The sequence below is a fragment of the Marinoscillum sp. genome (assembly GCF_040222955.1).
In the GTDB taxonomy this organism is placed as follows: Bacteria; Bacteroidota; Bacteroidia; order Cytophagales; family Cyclobacteriaceae; genus Marinoscillum.
On record NZ_JAVKCA010000013.1, the window covers coordinates 95,442 to 118,099 of the forward strand.

A 22,658-nucleotide genomic window follows, 5' to 3' on the forward strand; every position below is an offset into this window, starting at 1 on the left:
TTTGGCCTAAGTTTGCGGCTACAAAGGGGTGCCTTACGGATTCTGTTTATTCAATAAAAAGAATCTATCGGGCTGAGATCATACCCAAATAACCTGATCCGGATAATGCCGGCGTAGGGAAGTATGATAAACCAGTAGGGAAGTTCCCCGCTTTCCGTATGGTTAAATGTTAACAACAAATTAAAATGAGAGTTTTTTGGATGTCAATGCTGGCAATGATCGCTGTATTTAGCGCCTATGGTCAGTTCAATGTGGATGGAAAGGTCGTCACAGCGACGGGCGAGTCCTTGCCCGGAGCTAACGTGTGGCTGAACCAGTCTAAGTATGCTACCTCCACCGATGGAGATGGTTATTTTATGATGAGCAAGGTACCGGCAGGCACCTTTGAATTGAGTGTTTCTTTTGTAGGATACGAAACCTATACCAAAGTGCTACAGGTAGATCAGGATGTTTCCCTGGAGATTTCGCTAAAAGAAAATGTGATCAAAGGTGAAGAGGTTTTTGTATATGCTACCCGTGCGAATGATAAAACACCCACTACTTTTTCAAACATTTCAAACAAGGAGATAGAGGGACGAAACATGGGCCAGGATTTGCCCTTTATTCTTCAGCATACACCTTCTATGGTCGTGACTTCCGATGCTGGAAACGGGGTGGGTTACACGGGCATCAGGATCAGGGGTAGTGACCCTACACGTATCAACGTGACCGTGAATGGTGTGCCGATCAATGATTCGGAATCGCACGGTACCTTCTGGGTAAACATGCCTGATATGGCTTCTTCGGTCAATAACATTCAGATTCAGCGGGGAATCGGTACCTCTACCAATGGCGCGGCTGCCTTCGGTGCTTCGGTGAACCTGCAGACGGACATGCCCTCTCAGGAGGCATATGCCAAAGTGGATAATAGTTTTGGGTCGTTCAATACTTGGAAGCACACAGTAGAAATGAATACCGGCCTGATTAACAAAAAATGGGCCTTCCAGGGAAGGCTGTCACAGATAACCTCTGATGGGTACCTGGATCGGGCATCCGCTGATCTGAAATCTTACTACCTCTCGGGGGGATATTATGGAGATAAGACTACCGTGAAAGCGGTGGTTTTTGCAGGCAAAGAAGTCACGTATCAGGCCTGGTGGGGGACTCCTGAGGCCCGGCTGAACAACGATGTGGATGGGATGATGGAGGTCATAGCCAATAATGGGCTTTCCGATGAGCAGGCAGATAACCTGCTCAACTCAGGGCGTACCTACAATTACTATCAGTACGATAACGAGGTGGACAATTACCAGCAGGATCATTATCAACTCCACTTGAGCCATGTTTTCAACCCCAATTTCAACGTAAACGGAGCGCTGCATTATACCAACGGAAGTGGATACTATGAGCAGTATAGAGCCGATGATGACCTGGCCGACTATGCCCTTCCGGATGTGGTGATTGGTGATAGCACTATCACTTCTACTGATTTGATTCGTCGCAGATGGCTGGATAATGATTTTTACGGATTTACCTTCTCAGCAAACTACAGTAAGGAGAAATGGGACTTGTCTTTGGGGGGCGCCTGGAACAAATATGATGGCGATCATTTTGGAGAGATCATCTGGGCACAGTATGCCAGTACCAGTGCCATTCGCGACCGGTACTATGACAATTTTGGAAAGAAAACCGATTTCAATGTTTACCTGAAAGGGAACTATCAACTATCTCCTAAAGTGAATCTTTTCGCAGATGCTCAGGTGCGACTGCTGGATTATCACACAAAGGGTGTGGACAGTGACCTAAGGGATATCGACACGGGAGACAATTATGCTTTTTTCAATCCGAAAGTAGGTCTGACCTATTTGGTCAAACGAGGTGAGAGTTTTTATGCTTCCTACGCCATAGGCAATCGGGAGCCTGTACGTGGTGATTTTGTAGATGCTGCCGCAGATCAGATCCCAAAGGCAGAAACCATGCACAACCTGGAAGTGGGATACCGTAAAGCTTCTGGTAACTATAGCTACTCTGCCAACTACTATCTGATGGATTATGAGAATCAACTGGTACTCACAGGCGCGGTGAATGATGTGGGCTCATCCATACGGGTGAACGTACCTGATAGCTACCGGATGGGTGTGGAGCTGGTAGGAGCAGTAAAGGTCATGGATGCCCTCACCCTGTCAGGAAACCTGACCCTGAGCCAGAATAAAATCGCTGAATTTACTGAAGTGATTTACGACTATGGTCCGGCCTTTGATGAGTACAACGAAATTCAAAATGAATACACTGATACAGATATCTCGTTCTCTCCCAATGTGATTGGCGGTTCCCAGATTAGCTACAGTCCGCTGGACTTCATGGAAATCTCTTTGCTGAGTAAATATGTGAGTAAGCAATACCTGGACAACACCTCAAATGATGACCGCAGCATCGATGCTTACTTTGTGAACGATCTGAAAATGGACCTTTCTTTTGCCAGCAAGCAGGTGAAGCAGATTGGCATTTCCCTGATGGTGAATAATATTTTTGATGTGAAATACGTGAGCAATGGCTACACCTTTGGGTATGCCGGAGGAGACTATGTAGTGCGTGAAAATTATTATTATCCCCAGGCGGGCACAAATTTTCTGGCAGCAGTTTCACTGAAGTTTTAAGCATAAAAAAAGCGCCCGGAAATGAAATTTCCGGGCGCTTTTCAATGTAACCAGTTTTTTTATTGATAGCTGGCGGCCAGCAGTCTGTATTGATTCAAAATGCTGCGAACGGAATACCGCACATCTTTAGAGAAATAAGTTCTGTCATCGAATAGCCCGCTGGCGTAGCCTTGCCAGATTACCCCATTGGACTTGCGGTCCACAAAGTCAATCAACAAGGTGCCTTTTTTAAGTTCATACGCTTTGTTGGTGTACTTGGCTTCACGGATATACTCCAGATTACTTTCGTTTTCGGCACGCTCCGCATATAGGGCATCCCAGCTTTCCAACTCCAGCTGTTCGTAGCCCTTAAACGACATGTCATTGGAGAATACTTTGTACGCAATATAAATGGAAGGCTTGTCAGATTTTTTGTAGCCTTGGGAGATCATGCGACGCTCAATTTCTCTTTTGATCATGCTGTCACTAAGGCCGTTGTAGTTTACGGTGTCTCCCAGGTTTAGAAAATTAAAGGTATCGTAGCGCTTGAATTTCCCGCGATAACTGTAATCATACTCTACGATAAATTCCCGCTCCGCCATGCATCCGGAGAGCAGGATAAACGAGATAATAATGAGTAAATTTTTCATTTTTGTAGAAATTTGGCGGGGTTTGGTGAAACGTTCTTACTATTAAATTCTTTTCAAACTGTTTTTGTTTTGAATTTTTGTTATTTAAACACTTATAATTTAACACCGAATTTTAATATTTCCGAATGTCATCACACCACATTGTCAGAGATCAGCAGGAACCAGCCTTGATTTTGCACCGCCTGGACTCTTTTCCTGTCTCACATTTGCACGCACTTCTGGAGTGGTCGCCAACGGTAATCTGCTGTGAGCCGGCTATAGATAAATATACCAGCCTGGGTCATAAACTGGACTTTGCCCTGGTCAGTTTGAATCATTTTGAAAGCTGGAAAAGCCGCCTGGATGATCAGCAGCCGGTGAAAATCATCGCTATTGACGATTCACACTTTTTGATGACCGGACTGACGGTGTTGCAAAAAGAAGATCATCGGGCGGTGAATATCATCACGGACGAGGAGTCCATATTTGATGTACTCCAGTTAGCTACTCAGTGGCTTAGCCAGCTTGACCTGGTGGTATTTACAGAAAAACAAAAATTCCTTTTTGTCAAGCATGAGACATTCAGGAAATGGCTTCCTGCCCGAACCCGCCTGTCATTGATGGCACTGAATGAGCATTCGCAATGGCATGCAGTTGGATTTGAGGAGGATGTGAAAGCCTCGCACTATCAGGAACTCGATGTGATCAAAGAAAAAGAAGGGGAGGCTGAAATTCGCTGCAGCCATCCCCCCTTTGTTGTGATTGAGGATTTGGATTACTGAATCCTGTTGGCAATGTTCACCAGGTTGATAAACTCCGCTCTGTAGCCGAATTCATCTGTCCCGGCAGACTGATGTGCCATTTGAAGGACTTTACTGAAAGTAAGGTCCCCTTTAAATTCTGAATCTCTCAGCACCATCCCAAAGCTTGCCACAGTAGCTGCCCAGTTGAGGTTTTCATCCTCATCGGGTTGTTTGTCGTTTGGCACCACTCGTTCGATGAGTTGGCTGGTATTTCCAGCTGGTGCTTTATATCGGAATTTTACCGTGAGCAGCTCATCCATATTCCCTGCAATGGCCTGAGTCTGGTATTTCAGGTCATCCACATCTTTGGTGAATTCACTCTTTACACCCACAGGAATAATCTCATAAAGTGCCGTGACCGTGTGGCCGCTTCCCAGTTCCCCGGCATCTTTTTTGTCATCGTTGAAATCTTCATCGTTGAGTTTTCGGTTTTCATATCCAATGAGGCGATAGGCCTGCACCACGTTGGGATTAAACTCCACCTGTATTTTCACGTCTTTGGCAATCGTAAAAAGCGTGCCGCCAAATTCTGTCACCAACACCTTTTTGGCTTCCAGAATATTATCAATATAGGCATAGTTGCCGTTGCCTTTGTCAGCCAGAGTTCCCATTTTGGAGTCTTTGTAGTTGCCCATACCAAACCCCAGCACCGTAAGGAAAACGCCTTCTTCGCGTTTTTCTTCAATGAGCCGCTGCATCTCGCCGTTGCTGGAGGCACCCACGTTGAAGTCTCCATCGGTGGCCAGTATCACCCGGTTATTGCCTCCCGCTACGAAATTCACTTTGGCCACCTTATATGCCAGATGAATCCCTGCTCCACCAGCCGTAGAGCCACCTGCTTCCAGATTTTCCAGTGCTTCGATGATGGTGGCTTTGTCACCCCCATCTGTAGGTGGGAGCACCAGCCCAGCTGCTCCGGCATATACCACGATGGATACTTTATCCCGGGGGCGTAGTTCATTGACTAGCATTTTCAGACTGGAGACGAGGAGCGGCAGTTTGTTCGGGGCGTCCATGGAGCCGGATACATCCAGCAGGAAGACAATGTTGGAGGGGGGCAGTTCCTCCATTTCCAGCTTTTTCCCTTGAATTCCGATTTTCACCAACAGGTGATCCTCGTTCCACGGAGCTTTGGTCTTCGCAGTATGTATGGCAAAGGGCTTGTCATCTTTTGGTCCTTCATAGTCATAATGAAAGTAATTAATCATTTCCTCTATGCGCACTGCTTCTTTGGGAGGGAGCTGCCCCATGTGCAGGAAGCGTCGCAGGTTGCTGTAGGAGGCGGCATCCACGTCAATCGAGAAGGTGGATAGAGGTTTGTCGACACTTTTGTGAAAGATATTTTCCTCAATGGCATCATAAGACTCAGTGTTGTGAAATGGATAGGGCTCACTGACCATGTAGGAGGGACCGGCAGCTCGTGAAACCGCCCCTGTAGCATTTAGCCGCTTGCGGAGGGCAGATGATGATGCATCATCTTCAAGGACTACCTCCTGTAGCTGTTGAACATCGGTGTACAGGATGACATTAATCTGCTGTTTCTTTCCCACTCGTATTTCTTCGGTTTGAAAACCCACGAAGGAGAAGACCAGTGTACTGCCGGCATCTTTCACTGTAATGGAGTATTTTCCATTCTTATCAGTAAGTGCGCCGTTGGTTGTTCCTTTTTCTACGATGGTCACACCAGGTAGGGGGGTGCCTGTTTCATCATAAACCGATCCGGTTATTGGTAGGGTCATGGCATCCAAACTGGAAACAATGACGATGGCGAGAAGTAATAGAAGCTTTTTCATATCGATATCATATTTGATTTGTATTCTTGAGATGTGATACCGACCTTAATTCCATAAGAGATATGAAATTATTTTTTCACTTGAGATTTAACTCACTGTAAAACAACAGGTTATTTGAAATTTATTTCTTCAAATACGGAGAGCCAAACGGATGAGACTTTGCTCATGCGCTATCGGAAAACGGGTGACAAGGCCTTAATCGGTGTGCTTTTCAACAGGTATGTGCATTTGGTTTATGGACTTTGTTTGAAATACCTGAAAGATCGGTCACAGGCGGAGGATGCGGTGATGGCAGTTTTTGAGTCCCTGATGGGAAAATTGCAAAATCATGAGGTCAGGTATTTTAAAAGCTGGCTTTATATGGTGGCCAAAAATCACTGCCTCATGGAACTTCGCAAAGCCGGAACAAGTGAAAATCTCAATGGGTCGGTTGTGGAAAATGAGGTGTTTTTGCATCCCATAGAGGAAGCGCATGCAGATATAGATGATGACCTTGAAGCCATGGAGAAATGCCTGGAGCAGCTGCGTGCGGATCAGCAGCGCTGCGTGCGGCTATTTTACCTGCAGGAGCTGAGCTATGAGGAGGTGAGTAAACAAACCTCTTTTGCGCTGAAAAAGGTGAAGAGCTATATCCAAAATGGAAAACGAAATTTGAAAATCTGTATCGAAAAGCAACATGTCGACAGGTAGAAAACATAGCACATTGACCAGTGAACAGATCAGGGACTATCTGAAAGGCAGACTGACTGGCAAAAAGGCGCATGCAGTGGAGCGACAGCTGTTGAATGATCCTTTTGATGAGGAAGCTATGGAAGGCTATGCTCAATTTGATCCCGAACTGACCCAGGCGGATCTGGATAGGTTGAAAGAACAGATTGCAGCTAAAGCAGAAAAGCGTGAAAGTCATTTATGGCGTTGGGCAGCGACTTTCGCACTTCTGGCGGTAGCTGCTGTGGTTGTTTGGTTAGTGGTTCCGTCTTTAGATTCTGCCAGTGACCAGCTATCCCTGAAGGAAGAAGACAAACAGGAAGAGGGTTCTGCTGCCACTGGTGATCTCGATATTGTGGAGGAGGCGCCTGTTACCCCTGAGCCGCCAATAACCAAAAAGGAAAGTATCCCCGTTGCCGAAGAGGCAAGACCAAAGCCAGTAGAAAACGTATTGGCCGATGAAAAAGAAAAGGTTTTTCCGCAGGAAGATGCTGCAATAACTAACCAACCTCCGGAACCAGCCACAGAGGAGTTGATAGAGCAGGAGGAGGTCATGGAGCTGGAAGATGAGATATTGGCTGAGGTGGTGATAGAGGAGGAGGTTCCGCAGGAGAGTACCGTAATGAAAAAAGAAGTGGTGGCCATGAGCCGATCTACAGGGGCAGTATCGCGATCAGCGCTGGGTGCCGGGGACAAGGTGACCGGTACGATCACAGATGAGGACGGGAATCCGCTACCAGGAGTGACCGTGCTCGTGAAGGGTACCTCTTATGGGGTGACGAGCGACATCAATGGTGAGTACAACATAGATCTGGCAGAGAAAAGCGCGATGCTTGTTTTCTCCTATGTAGGGTATGATCCGGTGGAGCTAAAGGTTGGCGATCGGACTCAGCTCGATGTAGAAATGGAAACAGATGTGCAGGCCCTCTCTGAGGTGGTGGTGACCACTTACAAGGAGGCAAATGAATTGAGCTTCGAGAGCGCGGTGCCTGCAGGAGGGATGAAGGCTTACAAAACCTACCTGGAACGTGAGCTGAACTATCCCAAAGCAGCCAGGGATGGGGCCATTGCGGGAAAGGTAATCCTGAAGGTAACGATTCTCTCCACAGGGGAAATCGGTGAAATAGAGATCAAAAGAAGCCTTGGGTTTGGATGTGATGAGGAGGCGATCCGGTTAGTGAGAACTGGCCCACCATGGACAGCAGCTACCCGAGATGGGGAGCCTGTAGAAAGTGAGGTTAGGGTGAAAGTCCTGTTTGAGCGGGAATGAGGAGCCGCCTTTAGATAAGTAAAGCTCGTACCATGCGATCTTTGCTGTTTAGATCCTGAAAGACTTCCACTCCTGTGTATCCTTTTTCTTCCAGCATTTCTTTCATGGCCAGTCCAAAGTCCTCATGGATTTCAAAATAGAGCTTTCCCTTTGGGTTAAGTCGTGTGAACCCAAGCTCAGCAATCCTGCGGTAGAAAATGAGGGGGTCATCATTGGGCACAAAGAGCGCACCCTCCGGCTCAAAGCCCACAACATTCTCATGCATGTCTGCACGATCCGTCTCTGGTATATAGGGGGGATTACTCACGATGAGGTCATATTTTTTTGGTGGAACCTCCTGGAGTACATCCTGGACCTCAAATATGACCGAAGTGCCCAGAGCCTGACTGTTCTGTCGGGCGATTTCAACAGCTCTTTCTGAGATATCCCAGCCTGTCACTTTCGCCTGACTAAAGCCCAATGCCAGGCTGATGGCTATGCACCCTGTACCAGTGCCAATATCCAGCATGTCCAGTGCTTTCTCATGATCATTTTCATCCAGAATGAGCCCTGCCAGCTCTTCGGTTTCAGGCCGGGGAATCAGCGTGTGCTTGTTCACCAGATATTTTCTGTCCATAAAGTAAGCAAAGCCGATAATGTGCTGCACAGGGATATTTTTGAGCAACTGGGGCATGGCAGTCTGGAGCTTCTCAACATTACTTTCTGACAGCTCCTTTTCCGGGTTGGTAAGCCGATGGATTCTGGTGATCCCCAGGTGATCCTCAAATAGGAGATTGAGGATAGACTCTGCCTCTCTTTCCCCATAGATAGGGGTCAGTAGAAGAACTGATTCTTTGTAAATTGCAGACACTTTGTGATTCACAGCACGAAGTTATCAAATATGTCAGATCAACAATGGATGCACAGAGCGCTGGAGCTTGCCCGTCTGGGTTTGGGAAATGTAAGCCCCAATCCTATGGTTGGGTGTGTCATTGTGAAAGACGATAAAATCATAGGGGAGGGATATCATCAGCAGTACGGTGGACCCCATGCGGAGGTGAATGCGGTGCAGGATGTAAAGGATCAGTCTCTTTTGACTGAAAGTAGCGTATATGTGACCCTGGAGCCATGTGCTCATTTCGGGAAGACTCCACCCTGCGCAGATTTGCTGGTGAAGCATCAGGTAAAGCGAGTGGTCATTTGCAATGATGATCCGAATCCACTAGTGGCCGGGCAGGGCATTCAGAGGTTGAGGAATGCCGGAATTGAAGTAGAAGTGGGTTTGCTAAAGGAAGAAGGTAGCATACTCAACAGGAGATTTTTCACAGCTTTTGAAAAGAAAAGACCTTATGTCATCCTTAAGTGGGCACAGACCGCCGATGGTTTTGTGGCGCGGGAAAACTATGATAGCAAATGGATTAGCAATGCCTATTCGCGACAGTTGGTGCATAAGTGGCGCGCGGAGGAGGATGCGATTTTGGTGGGTACTAATACGGCACGGTATGACAATCCTTCTTTGACCACCAGAAACTGGAAAGGAAAGGATCCGGTGCGTCTTTTCATTGACAGAACATTGGATTTAAACAAGGGATTACATCTCCTGGATGGAAGTGTCCCTACTTATTGTTTTACAGAAGGGCAGGGTGAAAACAGGCCAAATTTAACGTTTATACAGCGGAAGGAGACGACTCCTGAAGCCATTTTAGCGGCGATCAGCGAATTGAAAATCCAGTCATTAATTGTTGAGGGGGGCGGTAAGCTCTTGAACTCTTTCCTGGAAAGTGGCCCTTGGGATGAAGCCAGGGTTTTCATTGCCCCGCACTCTTTTGGCAAAGGCATAGCAGCTCCCCTGATATCCGGTGAACTTTTGTCGGAGACCGACGTTTTACAGGATCGACTATTGATTTATAAAAATTATTGAAGCGCTAAAATGGCAGAAGAACTAAACATTATCAACACCACTGACAAAAGAGAAAAGTACGCTTCCCTGATTCCTCAGATAGAATCGCTCATTGCAGATGAGGAGGATAGGATTGCCAATCTGGCCAATATCGCGGCAGCGCTGAAGTATGGGATGAATTTCTTTTGGGTGGGATTCTATATGGTCAAAGATACTCAGCTTGTGCTCGCGCCCTTTCAAGGGCCTATTGCCTGCACACGGATCAACAAGGGAAAAGGGGTTTGTGGACAGAGCTGGGCTACGGGCAAAACCCTTATCGTGCCTGATGTGGATCAATTTCCAGGGCATATCGCCTGTAGCTCGGATAGTAAATCAGAGATTGTAGTGCCTGTGATCAAAGATGGTGTGGTCATCGGCGTATTGGACGTGGACAGTGATAGCCTGGGGGCCTTTGATGAGGTAGATCAGGAATATCTGGAAAGATTGGTTTCCAAGCTCTGATTACAACACTGACTTTACCAGGTCCCAGTCTATATTCATTGGCTCAGCCTCAAAGTTTTCCTTCAGTGGATACTCCAAAGCCTCTTTAATGCGCTTGTTGAGGTTAGGGTGGGACATCAGAAAATCAAGCCGGTTGTCACCTTCTCCATACTTTTCTTTCAGCCGTCGAAAGATGGTAGAAACATACCGTGGACTGATGGCTGCTCCCTCGAGGGTTTTTAGTGCAAACTGGTCAGCGCTGGTCTCCTGACTTCTGTCAAACGAGGAGGAAATGGTGGCTTTGGCGATTTCCCCCACCAGCACCGGGTCACTTCCGGTGAGGATGGAAAAGACTACGTTGATTCCCAGATCTTTGATGACTTTATTGACCACATGTCGCTCCTCCACGTGCCCCATTTCATGGGCAAGGACGGCAGCCAACTCCTCCGGGTTCTCTGAGAGTCTGATGATCCCGGAGAATATAAAAATGTGCCCACCGAGGGTGGCAAAGGCATTCACCTCGGGCTCATCCAGCACATGCAGTTGATAGTCATAGTTGGTAGGGCCTATGGCAGCCAAAAGCCTTTTCTTGATGATAAGAATGGCTTCTCTTACCGTATCATTTTCTAAGGCTTCATACTCACGCAGCACCTGTTCAGCAAGCAGGTCCCCCAGCTCCTGCTCCGTCTCCACTGATACGGACAGTTCGGGCGTCTCAGGTACCCACCTGAATAGTATAAAAGCCAACCACCCCAGGAGAAATATTCCTATGACAATGAGCAGTTCCTTATAAAGTCCTTTGATCATTCTGGTGGATTATTTGGGTGGCTCATTGAGTACGCTGGTGTCGGAAGGTTCTTCCTTGAGGTACGCAAAGTGATAAGCCAGCTTGCCGAAGAAAAGGAAATAATAGAACCTTCCTTTTCGCGCTTTTGTGGCTCCCACGAGACTAAAAATGACATACAGTAGATTGGCTGCCACTACCACCCATAGGTAGCCCCAGTAGAGCTCCGAAACAGTAGCAAACCCTTCCATAAAAACGTCATTGCTGCGAAATGACCCCTCATTGAAAATAATCCTGAAAGTCCAGAACACCAGTCCGGCATTCATCAGAGTGGTTGGGATCTGTGAATAGAGGGATTGCAGGGAATGAAATTTCACAAATCGGCTTTTGCCCTTGTTCACGTAGTAGTAGATCACCGCTGCTATGAGGTTTAAAATAGGCAAAGGGAGGCCTGCCGCCAGCGCGGCAAACATCATCAGGTAGGCCCCCATGGCATCTTCCCGATCCCTCATGCTGATATCCTCTACCTGTTCAATCGGGTAGTATTTTTCGGACGTTTCTGTCATTGTTTTGGTATTATTCCTTGCCGGAAAATGGTGGATACTGATCGTCCATAAAGCCCATGTATAAACTCACCCGGGTACTCCATCTCAACGTTTCCACATTGAAAGTATGCCAGGATTCCGGGTACTTACCAGTAAAAAGCACGGCCCAAAAGCCAAGAAAGGAAAGAATAAGCCCCCAGAGCGTACGGAAGTAAAGAATAAATCCATGTGGGATGAGCACGTAAATAATACCGAAGAACGCACGGATCAGGAGCAAGCCACGGCTGATGCTTTCAGGGTAGGGCACTTCCAGGGAAGTATACTCGTCGGAGGCATTGATGCCGAAGGCAGGGTAACCGTCAGAGAGGTTCATTAAGCGGGCATTCAGTCGCAGGTTCCACTGTAACAGGCCTACCTGAAATTCAAAAAAGCTTTGAGGATACTTTCCGGTAAACAGGACGATCCACCATGCAATAAACTGTAAGATGGCTCCCCAGATGCTGACGAAAATAAGAAGAAAAAGGTGTGGGAATGCAATGTAAATCGCACCAAATAGTGAGCGCAAGATGAGCTCTCCACGGGAGTAATACTCCTGGTGTTGGATGGTTAACTTCATTTAAGGTTAGGTTTTGTGAAATCGGAAGTTAATTTTTTTTGGAAAAGGATCAAAGAACTATTTGCAATCCTCCGGCGGCTGGTAGGTGGGTTGCAAATAAAAAAGGGCCCGGTGATCACCGGGCCCTTTTTTATTAATATGTTTTCTTCTTTTAAGGAAGTTCGGCGATGACCGTCTTCCCGCCATAGGAAATGTCATCGATGTTCACTTTTATTTTAGCATCCAAAGGAAGGTAGAGGTCTATTCTGCTACCGAAGCGGATAAACCCAAACTTCTCTCCCTGCTCTACTGCCTTTCCTTTTTCGGAATAAAAGCAAATCCTCCGGGCCACAGCCCCTGCCACCTGACGCATCATGATTTCCACTCCGGAGGCCAGCTTCAGCCCGATAGAAGTTCGTTCATTATCCGTACTCGATTTGGGGTGCCATGCCACGAGAAATTTACCCGGGTGATATTTGTAGTAAGAGATCTCTCCTGCTACCGGGCTTCTGTTCACGTGCACGTTCAGTGGAGACATGAAGATGGATACCTGAATTCGTCTGTCTTTCAGATACTCAGACTCTTCGGTTTCTTCTATCACCACCACCTTACCATCTGCCGGAGCGATGATCTGTGTAGGGTTTTTCTCAACTGGAAATTCAGGGTCTCTGAAGAAACGTACCACAAGGACGAAGAAAATAACCGCTGCCAGGCCCAGGATGATCTGAATTACCTGAAATGGGATGAGCCAGTAAAGCAGTGCATAGAGCAGCACTAAAACAATGGCTGCAATGGGTATGATCTTGTATCCTTCTTTGTGAATGTTCATTAGAATCCTCCTCTGTATTTATAGGTTTTAGCCACCTTGTCTATGGCCACAATATATGCAGCGATACGCAAGGAAACATTATATTGTTGAGATGTCTCGTACACTTTGTCAAAGGCTGTTTTCATGATCCTGTCGGATCTTCTGTTGACCCGCTCAGCGGTCCACTTGTAGCCCAATCGGTTTTGAACCCACTCAAAATAAGAGACGGTTACTCCACCGGCGTTGGCCAGGATGTCCGGTACCGCCATGATGCCATTGTCATTCAGAATGGCATCAGCCTTGGCGGATGTAGGTCCATTGGCTCCTTCCACAATCAATTTTGCTTTGATCTGCCCTGCATTCTTTTGAGTAATAACATCCTCCACGGCAGCAGGTACCAATACGTCCACATCCAGCAGCAGAAGCTCGTCCGGGTCTATTTTTTCAGCGCCCTCAAATCCTTCCAGCGACCCGTTGTTTTCGTTTCGGTAGTTGATGGCTTCCTTGATGTTGATTCCTTCTTTGTTATAGTACGCTCCCGAAAGGTCTGATACCGATACCACGGTCACCCCTCTTTCTGCCAGCAGGATAGCTGCCCATGAGCCTACGTTGCCAAATCCCTGAACGGCACAAGTTGCCTTAAAAGGATTGATTTTCATCTTCTCCATAGCGGCCATCGCTGAGATCATTACCCCACGACCAGTGGCTTCTGTACGGCCAAGTGATCCGCCCAAAACCAGTGGTTTACCCGTAACAACCGAGTTGACCGTCATGCCCTGAGCTCTGGAATAGTGGTCCATCAGCCAGGCCATTTCTCTCGGTCCGGTACCCATATCAGGTGCGGGAATGTCCCTGTCCGGGCCGAAAATTTCCAGCATCGACTGGGTGAATGAGCGGGTAAGTCGCTCCACTTCTCCGGCTGACATTTCTCTTGGATTACATTTGATGCCACCCTTGGCACCTCCGTAAGGAATATCTACCACGGCACATTTCCAGGTCATCCAGGCGGCCAGCGCTTTTACTTCGTCCAGGTTCACGTCCATGTCATACCTGATTCCCCCTTTTGAGGGGCCCAGGATGTTGGAGTGAATCACCCGGTAGCCTTCAAACACCTGGATAGATCCATTATCCATGGTGATAGGCAGTGATACGATGACTTGCTTGGTAGGTGACTTTAATACATTATAAACTTCATCATCCAGGCCGAGGTGTTGCGCTGCAATGTGAAATCGTGACATCATTGACTCGAAAGGATTTCCTTTATCCTTAATAGGAGCCGGTTCAATGTAAGCCATGCTTGTAAATAATTTAAATGGGGTTATTGTTTATTTGGCAGCAAAGCTACGTGTTTCCCTACATTTAACTAGAAAAGTTTAAGGAAAACAACGATGAACGGAACGGCCAGAATGAGGCTGTCAAAGCGATCCAGAAAGCCCCCGTGCCCGGGAATGGAAGTGCCCGAATCCTTGATTTGCATGGTACGCTTAAACATCGACTCCACCAGGTCTCCGTAGGTGCCTGCGATTACCACGATCAGAGACACGATGATCCATTGCCACATGGCCAGACCCGTACTGTATCTGCTGATGACAATGGAAAATGCCACGGCCGTCAGCGCACCACCTATGGCTCCTTCCCACGATTTTTTGGGGGAGATGCGCTCGAAAAGCTTTCGTTTGCCAAAGCGGATTCCGGCAAAGTAAGCACCTGTGTCACTGGCCCAGATAATCAGCATGAGCCCCAACAATATCTCATAACTGTACCAGCCGTGGTAGTGCACCACCACATTCATAAGGGCAAACGGCAGAGCCACGTAGGTGAGGCCAAGGTAAAAGAGTGCAATGTTCAGGAATGGGTTGTTGTCATTTTTCTTGTACAGCTTAATTAAGAATATGAGTGAGGCGATCGGGAAAATGATAAAATAGAAATTGGCGTTGAGTGATCCACGCGCCACAAAGAAGGACAAGATGAATAATCCACCTCCGATGGCCACACCCAGGAGTCTGATGGGTAGATAGCTCTGCAGCTTAATGAGCCGGTAAAACTCCCACTGCGCCAGAAGCGAAATGGTGAGAAATACTGCGAAGTAGGCCCACTCGCCAATGATAAGAGAAGAAACAATGATCGCTGCGCCTGCCGTGGCAGAGATGATGCGTTGGTAGAGGTCGGAGAATTTATTCAAATTTGATTTCGTCGTTTATAATTTTTATTGCTTTGATGATGTATTCCGGGGCCACCAAAACTTCAAATGTACCTAATTGATAAGCAGAATCTTTCTTATTCAAAACCACAGGACTCATTTCCTGATCCTCCAGAACAGCTTTTACGATTTCCGCACGGTATTCCAGGGTGTCACGGTACACGCATTGCCAATCACGCATTTTTCTCAGGGAATAAATTTCTGAATAAATATAGCAATACTGCACCGGCCAGAAAAAAGATGCTGACCACATAGAGTGGCGGAGACGTGTCTGCCTCAGCGGGATTATAATTGATGAATTTGATCTGACTGAAATAAAGCAAGGTCAACGTGAGTCCGTTGTTGATAAAATGACCTACCATGGCGAGTGACAAGAAGCCGGACCAATAGTAGAGGTAGCCAAAAAGGGCTCCAAGGAAAATCCTCGGCACCACCCCGTAAAACTGAAAATGGAAAATACCGAAAACAATAGCCGACAGCCATATGGCCACATGCGGATTGTTAAAAGCTTTTCCAAAGAGGTTTTGAATCAGTCCGCGAAAAAGAAGCTCTTCACCCACGGCAGGGATCAGAGCGATGACTACCAGAGCGATCAGGTATTCCTGAATCCCAGAAAAAGAGGTCAGGTATTCGGTTAGTTTTTCCAGCTGTGCTTCTTTACTCTGCGCCCAGTTTTCAAACCACGAAAACATGTCGGGCATATCTACATTCTGGTTCCATTCTATCACCACACTATTGGCCACCATAAAACAAAAGAGGATCACCACAGTCATCAGTATGGGGCGCAGGGCCTGCTCCGGAAAACTGAAAAATGGGGCGTACTTTGTTTTTAGGTTGACTTTGATAAAGAACAGTGGCACAATGATGAAAGCACCCACGGAGGTCACTGCCTGAATAATCATCAGGGGCAATTTGGCGCTTTCAGACTCATAGGGGTTGGTAAGAATGCTTAGCGATTCCTGTGTGTTGTAATTGAACAGGAGCATTATCAGCCCCTGAGCAATGAAGGAAAACAAAAAAAGGGCAGCTAAAACATAACCACCCAAAATCAGTAGTAACATCCAGGGGGCGGCCGAACGATCACCCTCATCGGTGTTTTTCAGGATATTCTGCATAATTGCCCTAAATTTACGGCAAAATTGGACATAAGACTGTGGTCAAAATAGGAAACTTAGAAATCGGGGAATTCCCGCTACTGCTTGCACCCATGGAGGATGTGAGTGATCCGCCATTCCGTGCCGTGTGCAAGGAAAACGGAGCGGATTTGATGTATACTGAATTTATTTCTTCGGAAGGGCTCATCCGGGATGCCGCCAAGAGTGTGGAGAAGTTGGACATATATGATTACGAGCGCCCGATAGGCATCCAGATTTTCGGAGATAAAATAGACTCCATGCGTCAGGCGGCCGCCATTGCTGAGGAGGCCAATCCGGAGATAATCGATATTAACTATGGCTGTCCGGTGAAAAAGGTAGCCTGCAAGGGAGCCGGTGCCGGCATTTTGCTGGATATTCCCAAAATGCAGGAAATGACTGCTGAGATCGTGAAGGCAGTGAGTAAGCCGGTGACGGTGAAGACCCGTCTGGGCTGGGATGATAGCACCATTCGCATCGTGGAGGTGGCCAAACGTCTGCAGGACGTGGGCATCCAGGCGCTGACCATACATGGTCGCACCCGCAAGCAGATGTACAAAGGCGAGGCAGACTGGACCAAAATAGCGGAAGTAAAAAATCATCCCGATATCCACATCCCCATTTTTGGAAACGGTGACATTGACAGCCCGGAGAAGGCGCTGGAATACAAAGAGAAATACGGAATAGATGGGATTATGATCGGCAGGGCTGCCATCGGTTATCCCTGGATTTTCAATGAGATCAAGCACTTCATGGCCACAGGGGAGCATCTGGAGAAACCTACTTTGACGGAGCGTGTAGCTGTTGCCAAAAAACACCTGGAATTCTCTGTGGAGTGGAAAGGTGAGCTGAAGGGTATTTTCGAAATGAGAAGGCATTACACCAACTATTTCAAAGGAATACCGGACTTCAAACCTTACCGCACACGTTTGGTAGAATCCGCTTCATTTGAAGAACTGAAGAGTATTCTGGATGAAATTCCAGAAGTATTTCAGGAGGCGATCATCGCCTGATCCTAAGACCCCCAACCCCAATATGACCCAAAAACCAACCCTAAAGGCCTGGAGCCTTTTGCTTGCCTTATCCTTGATATGGGGAAGCTCATTTATTCTGATCAAAAAAGGCCTGCTGGGACTCACTCCTTTTGAGGTGGGTTCCCTCAGAATCTTTTTTGCATCCCTTTTTTTACTGCCCTTTGTGATTCGAAACCTGAAGAAGGTCAGGCGGCATCAGGTCAGGTACCTAATCTCGATTGGCTTTCTGGGGAGTTTTATTCCGGCATTTCTATTTGCCATAGCTCAGACCAGACTGGAAAGCTCCATCACCGGGGTACTGAATGCTATGACACCCATATTCACCATGCTGGTAGGCTTATTTGTCTATAAGCAGCAGCAGTCTCCTCGTGTATTCGTAGGGGTTTTTGTGGGATTTTTGGGAGCCGCCACGCTGGTGATGGCCGGATCAGGAGGTCAGCTATCCAACTTCAATTTCTACGCATTTTTTGTGGTATTGGCCACAATCATGTATGCCCTCAACCTTAACATCATCAAGCACCACCTGCAGGAGCTCAGGTCTATGACCATCACCAGTATCTCTCTGGCTTTTGTGGGGCCCATCGCCGCTGTGCAGCTATTGTTCTTTTCAGATTTTCCCACCCGGTTGGTGGAGGTAGAAGGTGTACTGGAAGCCACGGGTTATATTCTCACACTGGGAGTGGTAGGGACGGCCATAGCGTTAATTATTTTCAATAAACTGGTGAATCTCACCGACCCTGTTTTTACCTCTTCCGTGACTTACATCATCCCCATCGTCGCTGTGATGTGGGGAGTGCTGGATGGCGAGGTGCTTTTATTGAGCCATATACTCGGCATAGTAGCCATTTTGGTCGGGGTGTATGTAGCCAACTCCAATAGAAAGAAGGTATAAAAAAAGGCGACCCGATAGCATCGGGTCGCCTTTTTTGAAAGACTAAGAAGGTCTTAATCGTGCAGTTTCGAAAAATCGAATTCTTCGAGAAATTTCTTCGCCTGCGCAGTGTTTTGAAACTCAAACATTTTAGTGTGGCCGTCTGTATCATGAATCTCCATTTTGATGGCCTCAATATTAGGGATGGTATGGCCCGCTGATTTAGCCACCAGGGAATCTTTATCAATATTCTTGGAGAGTTTCTGTGTTTTTCTTTTTACCCGACCACAGTAAGAACACTCGTATTCCTTCTGTATTTCACCATCCTCGTGATCAGTGGCAGGTTTCAGAATATCCTCTTTTACCAGTTTTAATGTCTGGAAACCACATCGGTCACATTCGAATGCGCTAAGGTGACCCTGATATTTTTCAATCTTGGTTTCCTGAGTTTCCGGGTCTATCCATACGTCGTAGTCCACAGAGAATGCGTCCTCTTCAGCCTGCATCCCTTCATCCAGGTAAGTATCTTCTTCATCTTCACTCAGCAGCTTCATTTCATTGCCGGTGCCAGGGTTGATACGTGGCGTATACCTCAGCTTTTTGAGTTTTTTCTCCAGTGGGCCAGGGTAGTAGTACTTGAAAATGAGGTATGCGATGTAGATGTGTAATGTGCCTATACAAAAGGAGACAAAGATCCTGATGAAAAACCAAACAGGACTAAGAACCACTGTTTCATCATATACTGTATTGAGGAAGAAAAAGATACTGGCAGCTAACACATAATTGGCCCGAAGGTAACTTTTGATTTCATGCTGACTGGCTACATCGAATTTCTCTTTGAGTGTGCCGGCAAATGAATATTTGATCCAATACCTGATGACAAAAACAATGGAAAGACCGATGGCCACCAGAAACAGGTACCACATGGCGACATGCCAGATATCAAGAAAGGACAAATAGGAATCGTTAGTTTTCATAATGCTTTATATGATGAATGTTTTAAGCTAAACTGCTCAGTTTAACCGAAAATTATTAAAACCTCAAACATTTTTTATGTTGGCGGACTGTCAAATTTGCGGAAAACTAATATAAAGCATTCAATAAAAGAGAAAACAAACTGTTCTGATTTGATTTTTTAAGGCCAAATAGAGCTTGTGGCTAATCCTGAGAGGTTTCTTGAGCTGCCAGCAGGTGGGTCACAGGTGCTCCCACTCCAGAGAGAGGGTCTCTACCTGAGGAGACATGATGTCCCTCAGCCGTCTTTCCATTTCCATCAGGTAAGTCAGCAGGGAGATGATCATTAAGAGCGTTATGAGCTTAGTCCACTTCATTCAAAGTATTGATGATGTTTTGACCAATAAGGTTGCATCTTTTCAAAAAATACTCACGTTTTTTCGGATCGTTACATTTTAGCACCAAATACTTACCCTGCTATGAGAAAAGCCACAATAATTGTTTTTCTTTAGAGTAAAGTGAAAACGTTAACTTAATATGGCAAAGCAGGGCAAAACAAAGGTGAAGGCAAAGCGACTTACAAAAACCCATACCTCCAACACCCTATTGCTGGAGATAGCCTGGGAAGTGCTTAATCAGGTGGGGGGCATATACACTGTGATCCGCTCCAAGGTACCCACCGTGATCCCCAAGTGGGGAAGTAGTTACTGCCTGCTGGGCCCATATATCTCTGCCAATGTAGCTGCCGAGTTTGAGCCAGAAGAACCCCTCAACAATGATCCGATTGGAAGGGCGGTGCGCCGGATGCGTGAAAAGGGCTATGGAGTACACTATGGTGTTTGGCTGGTTTCTGGACGGCCAAAGGCAGTTCTTTTTGATCTGGGAAGCGTGATGCATAAGCTGGGAGAGATCAAATACCTGCTTTGGGAAAATCATGGGATCTCCACTCCGAGCGATGATCATTTACTGAATGACGTCCTGGCATTTGGCGAGTTGGTGAAGCTCTTTCTTACTGAGCTGGCGGAGGAAACAAAGGATAGTAATAAACAAATCATTGCGCACTTTCATGAATGGATGGCTGCTTCGGGCATCCCGGGTCTGAGAAAGGACCGCGTGAACGTAAAGACCATCTTTACCACCCACGCTACGCTTTTGGGTAGGTACCTGGCCATGAATGATCCGCAGTTTTACGATCACCTCTCCTTCATGGACTGGCAGAAAGAAGCAAAGCACTTCAACATAGAGGCCAATGTGATGATAGAGCGTGCCGCCGCACATGGGTCACATGTTTTCAGCACGGTGAGTGAGGTGACTGCTACAGAATGCCGCCAGCTGCTTGGAAGAAACCCTGATGTGATTTTGCCCAACGGGATCAACAATCAGCGCTTTGAAGCACTGCATGAATTCCAAAATTTGCACCTGGAGAATAAGAATAAGATTCACTCGTTTACGATGACTCACTTCTTTTCCAACTACACCTTTGACCTGGATAAGACCCTTTACTTTTTTACCTCAGGGCGATACGAATACCTCAACAAAGGTTATGATCTTACATTGGAGGCCTTGGCTCGGCTGAACCACCGACTGCAAACTGAGAAGTCGGACGTGACCGTGGTGATGTTTTTCATTACTAAAAGGCCATACTACAGCATCAATCCGGACATACTCGAGAGCAGAGCGCTGCTGGAAGAATTCAGACATGTTATTGACTCTATTAAAAAGCAGGTAGGTGAGCGGCTGCTCTTCGATGCGGTGAGCAGAAAGGACACCAAACTTCCTGAACTCAATGAGTTTGTGGATGACTACTGGCGCCTAAGGTTCAGAAGAACCCTGCAAACCTGGAAGTCAACTTCCTTACCCCCCATCATTACGCACAACCTCCACGATGATGCCAATGATGAGATTCTCAACTTTTTACGCACCTCCAACCTCATTAACAATGAATACGACAGGGTGAAAGTGGTTTATCATCCGGATTTCATTAATTATACGAATCCGCTGTTTTCTATGGAATATGGCCAGTTTGTCCGGGGCTGCCACCTGGGAGTATTCCCCAGCTACTATGAGCCCTGGGGGTACACTCCACTGGAGTGTATAGCCTCCGGAGTGCCCACAGTCACCAGTGATCTGGCTGGGTTCGGGGACTATGTGCAGGACAATGTGCCCGACCATGATCGGAGGGGGATTTATCTGGTGAAAAGGAACAAAAAGTCGTTTGACGAAGCAGCGGGTAACCTGGCCAACAAAATGTACAACTACGTGCGGCTGAGCAGAAGAGACCGGATAGACCTGAGAAACAGAACGGAGAGTTCTTCCTCGCTTTTTGACTGGTCAAACCTCATTCGATACTACGACCAGGCGTATCTCAGAGCCCTTGAAATGGAATAATTACTGAACTTCCAGCCACCAGTTGGTTTTGGGGAGGGTTTCCTCCAGAGTGAAAGTGTTACCGATGCGGGGAGTGACCAGGTTTACTCCTGCTTCCTGCGCGGCAGCTACTACGCGTTCTGCGGGTTCAATCCACTCATGAGGCGCCAGGGTGAAGGCCCCCCAGTGGATGGGCATAACCGCTTTTGCTTTGAGGTCCAGGCTCGCCTGAATTGTTTGCTCGGGCATCATATGAATGGCTTTCCAGCGCTCGTTGTATTGACCACATTCCATCATAGCAAAGTCAAACGGACCGTATTGATCTCCTATTTCCTTAAAATGAGGGCCATAGCCACTGTCACCGCTGAAGTAAATATTGTGCTCGGAACTCTGAATGACCCATGAGGCCCAAAGGGTCTTGTTGGCATCTCCTGTGCCCCGACCGGAGAAGTGTCTGGCCGGAGTAGCCACAAAGGTGAGTTTATCCAGTTGGGCACTTTGCCACCAGTCCAGCTCAGTAATTTTGTTTTTTGGGACGCCCCATTTCTGTAGATGAGAACCTAGTCCAAGGGGGGTGTAGAAATGCCCCACCTGATCCTGAATGGCCTTGATAGTAGGGTAATCCAGGTGGTCATAATGATCATGAGAAAAAATCACCGCGTCCAGCTTCCCGATGGTGTTCAGATCGAATGCGGGGTTATTTTTGAACCGTTTGGCAAAGAAAGGTACCGGAGAGGCCGCAGGCCCCAGCATTGGATCCAGAAAGATGCGTTGGCCTCCGATCTCCAGTAATATGGTGGAGTGACCAAACCAGGTGACACGTACTGTGGTGTCTGAGGTATTCGTGTTTCCCTGTCCAAATTGTGTTTCGATAGTTGCAGAGGGCGCAGTGTTTTTGGCTGATGCATACTCCTGGATCATCCCCCACATATTGCTTAGGCTGTTGTCCAGTTTGGTCTCGATGAGATTGATGAATTGCTTACCGTCGTAGTTGGTAGACTGAGCAATGGTCTCCAGGTGTTCGCCGGAAGGTTTGGCACCAAACTGGGGAGCAAAGTGAATGAAGGCCATAACTGATAGAAAAAAGAGAAGGATAGCGCCCAGAAGAAGGGCGGAGAATCTTAACAACACACTTTTTGTTTTGGGCATAAAAAACAATGAACAGTGATGAATAACGTCACCACTGTTCA

The 22,658-nt window shown here is 47.1% G+C and carries 23 protein-coding genes and 1 riboswitch; of the genes, 9 read left to right on the forward strand and 14 right to left on the reverse strand.

Features of this window, described 5'->3' with window-relative positions; genetic code table 11:
- The first annotated feature begins 14 nt into the window (after positions 1 to 14).
- A riboswitch (TPP riboswitch) is annotated at positions 15 to 138 on the forward strand.
- A gap of 47 nt (positions 139 to 185) precedes the next feature.
- Entirely contained in the window at positions 186 to 2,636 is a 2,451-nt protein-coding gene (locus tag RIH33_RS12805) for a TonB-dependent receptor (protein ID WP_406651187.1), read from the forward strand.
- A 59-nt stretch (positions 2,637 to 2,695) separates the two neighbouring features.
- On the opposite strand, the gene RIH33_RS12810 is transcribed toward RIH33_RS12805, so the two are convergent.
- Entirely contained in the window at positions 2,696 to 3,265 is a 570-nt protein-coding gene (locus RIH33_RS12810) for a DUF4136 domain-containing protein (protein WP_406651188.1), read from the reverse strand.
- Positions 3,266 to 3,390: 125 nt separating this feature from the next.
- On the opposite strand from RIH33_RS12810, the gene RIH33_RS12815 reads away from it, so the two are divergent.
- The gene (locus RIH33_RS12815; protein ID WP_406651189.1) at positions 3,391 to 4,026 is read left to right on the forward strand and encodes a hypothetical protein; all 636 of its coding nucleotides are present in this window, start codon (positions 3,391 to 3,393) and stop codon (positions 4,024 to 4,026) included.
- On the opposite strand, the gene RIH33_RS12820 is transcribed toward RIH33_RS12815, so the two are convergent.
- On the reverse strand, positions 4,020 to 5,840 hold the full coding sequence (locus RIH33_RS12820; RefSeq protein ID WP_406651190.1) for a von Willebrand factor type A domain-containing protein: 1,821 nt from the start codon (positions 5,838 to 5,840) through the stop codon (positions 4,020 to 4,022). The two genes, RIH33_RS12815 and RIH33_RS12820, sit on opposite strands and share 7 nt — an antisense overlap.
- A gap of 114 nt (positions 5,841 to 5,954) precedes the next feature.
- On the opposite strand from RIH33_RS12820, the gene RIH33_RS12825 reads away from it, so the two are divergent.
- Both RIH33_RS12825 and RIH33_RS12830 read left to right on the forward strand, forming a co-directional pair.
- Positions 5,955 to 6,530, forward strand: coding sequence for an RNA polymerase sigma factor (locus tag RIH33_RS12825; protein ID WP_406651191.1), 576 nt, complete (start codon positions 5,955 to 5,957; stop codon positions 6,528 to 6,530).
- A complete protein-coding gene (locus tag RIH33_RS12830) occupies positions 6,517 to 7,818 on the forward strand; it encodes a TonB family protein (protein ID WP_406651192.1) in 1,302 nt (433 codons plus the stop codon). The genes RIH33_RS12825 and RIH33_RS12830 overlap by 14 nt, the downstream gene beginning before the upstream one ends.
- Before the next feature lie 10 nt (positions 7,819 to 7,828).
- On the opposite strand, the gene prmC is transcribed toward RIH33_RS12830, so the two are convergent.
- A complete protein-coding gene (prmC, locus tag RIH33_RS12835; RefSeq protein WP_406651193.1) occupies positions 7,829 to 8,680 on the reverse strand; it encodes a peptide chain release factor N(5)-glutamine methyltransferase in 852 nt (283 codons plus the stop codon).
- An 18-nt stretch (positions 8,681 to 8,698) separates the two neighbouring features.
- On the opposite strand from prmC, the gene ribD reads away from it, so the two are divergent.
- Positions 8,699 to 9,718: a bifunctional diaminohydroxyphosphoribosylaminopyrimidine deaminase/5-amino-6-(5-phosphoribosylamino)uracil reductase RibD gene (ribD, locus tag RIH33_RS12840; RefSeq protein ID WP_406651194.1), complete on the forward strand. Its 1,020-nt coding sequence runs from the start codon at positions 8,699 to 8,701 to the stop codon at positions 9,716 to 9,718.
- A gap of 9 nt (positions 9,719 to 9,727) precedes the next feature.
- A complete protein-coding gene (locus RIH33_RS12845; protein ID WP_406651195.1) occupies positions 9,728 to 10,198 on the forward strand; it encodes a GAF domain-containing protein in 471 nt (156 codons plus the stop codon).
- Here RIH33_RS12845 and RIH33_RS12850 read toward each other — a convergent pair whose 3' ends face one another.
- The 8 genes from RIH33_RS12850 to RIH33_RS12885 form a co-directional block, all read right to left on the reverse strand.
- Entirely contained in the window at positions 10,199 to 10,984 is a 786-nt protein-coding gene (locus RIH33_RS12850) for a M48 family metallopeptidase (protein WP_406651196.1), read from the reverse strand.
- Between the two features lie 9 nt (positions 10,985 to 10,993).
- Positions 10,994 to 11,527, reverse strand: coding sequence for a DUF4870 domain-containing protein (locus tag RIH33_RS12855; protein WP_406651197.1), 534 nt, complete (start codon positions 11,525 to 11,527; stop codon positions 10,994 to 10,996).
- 10 nt (positions 11,528 to 11,537) lie between these two features.
- Positions 11,538 to 12,122, reverse strand: coding sequence for a DUF4389 domain-containing protein (locus RIH33_RS12860; RefSeq protein ID WP_406651199.1), 585 nt, complete (start codon positions 12,120 to 12,122; stop codon positions 11,538 to 11,540).
- A 151-nt stretch (positions 12,123 to 12,273) separates the two neighbouring features.
- Positions 12,274 to 12,930, reverse strand: a complete 657-nt coding sequence (locus RIH33_RS12865; RefSeq protein ID WP_406651200.1) for a phosphatidylserine decarboxylase family protein — start codon at positions 12,928 to 12,930, stop codon at positions 12,274 to 12,276.
- Positions 12,930 to 14,204 (reverse strand): Glu/Leu/Phe/Val family dehydrogenase, encoded by a 1,275-nt coding sequence (locus tag RIH33_RS12870; RefSeq protein WP_406651201.1) that lies wholly within the window; start codon positions 14,202 to 14,204, stop codon positions 12,930 to 12,932. Before RIH33_RS12870 ends, RIH33_RS12865 begins: the two co-directional genes overlap by 1 nt.
- Before the next feature lie 68 nt (positions 14,205 to 14,272).
- The gene (locus RIH33_RS12875) at positions 14,273 to 15,091 is read right to left on the reverse strand and encodes a phosphatidate cytidylyltransferase (RefSeq protein WP_406651202.1); all 819 of its coding nucleotides are present in this window, start codon (positions 15,089 to 15,091) and stop codon (positions 14,273 to 14,275) included.
- Positions 15,084 to 15,290 (reverse strand): hypothetical protein, encoded by a 207-nt coding sequence (locus RIH33_RS12880; protein WP_406651203.1) that lies wholly within the window; start codon positions 15,288 to 15,290, stop codon positions 15,084 to 15,086. Before RIH33_RS12880 ends, RIH33_RS12875 begins: the two co-directional genes overlap by 8 nt.
- Entirely contained in the window at positions 15,283 to 16,224 is a 942-nt protein-coding gene (locus RIH33_RS12885; protein ID WP_406651204.1) for a lysostaphin resistance A-like protein, read from the reverse strand. The genes RIH33_RS12880 and RIH33_RS12885 overlap by 8 nt, the downstream gene beginning before the upstream one ends.
- Positions 16,225 to 16,262: 38 nt before the next feature.
- On the opposite strand from RIH33_RS12885, the gene dusB reads away from it, so the two are divergent.
- Both dusB and RIH33_RS12895 read left to right on the forward strand, forming a co-directional pair.
- Positions 16,263 to 17,255 (forward strand): tRNA dihydrouridine synthase DusB, encoded by a 993-nt coding sequence (gene dusB / locus RIH33_RS12890; RefSeq protein WP_406651205.1) that lies wholly within the window; start codon positions 16,263 to 16,265, stop codon positions 17,253 to 17,255.
- 22 nt (positions 17,256 to 17,277) lie between these two features.
- Positions 17,278 to 18,168: a DMT family transporter gene (locus RIH33_RS12895; protein WP_406651206.1), complete on the forward strand. Its 891-nt coding sequence runs from the start codon at positions 17,278 to 17,280 to the stop codon at positions 18,166 to 18,168.
- 53 nt (positions 18,169 to 18,221) lie between these two features.
- Here the strand turns inward: RIH33_RS12895 and RIH33_RS12900 are convergent, their stop codons facing one another.
- On the reverse strand, positions 18,222 to 19,124 hold the full coding sequence (locus tag RIH33_RS12900) for a hypothetical protein (RefSeq protein ID WP_406651207.1): 903 nt from the start codon (positions 19,122 to 19,124) through the stop codon (positions 18,222 to 18,224).
- 219 nt (positions 19,125 to 19,343) lie between these two features.
- A complete protein-coding gene (locus tag RIH33_RS12905) occupies positions 19,344 to 19,478 on the reverse strand; it encodes a hypothetical protein (RefSeq protein WP_406651208.1) in 135 nt (44 codons plus the stop codon).
- Positions 19,479 to 19,638: 160 nt separating this feature from the next.
- Here RIH33_RS12905 and RIH33_RS12910 point away from each other — a divergent pair, with 160 nt between their 5' ends.
- Positions 19,639 to 21,489, forward strand: a complete 1,851-nt coding sequence (locus tag RIH33_RS12910; RefSeq protein WP_406651209.1) for a glycosyltransferase — start codon at positions 19,639 to 19,641, stop codon at positions 21,487 to 21,489.
- On the opposite strand, the gene RIH33_RS12915 is transcribed toward RIH33_RS12910, so the two are convergent.
- Complete coding sequence (locus RIH33_RS12915; protein ID WP_406651210.1) at positions 21,490 to 22,596, reverse strand: MBL fold metallo-hydrolase; 1,107 nt, start codon at positions 22,594 to 22,596, stop codon at positions 21,490 to 21,492.
- Positions 22,597 to 22,658 lie beyond the last annotated feature (62 nt).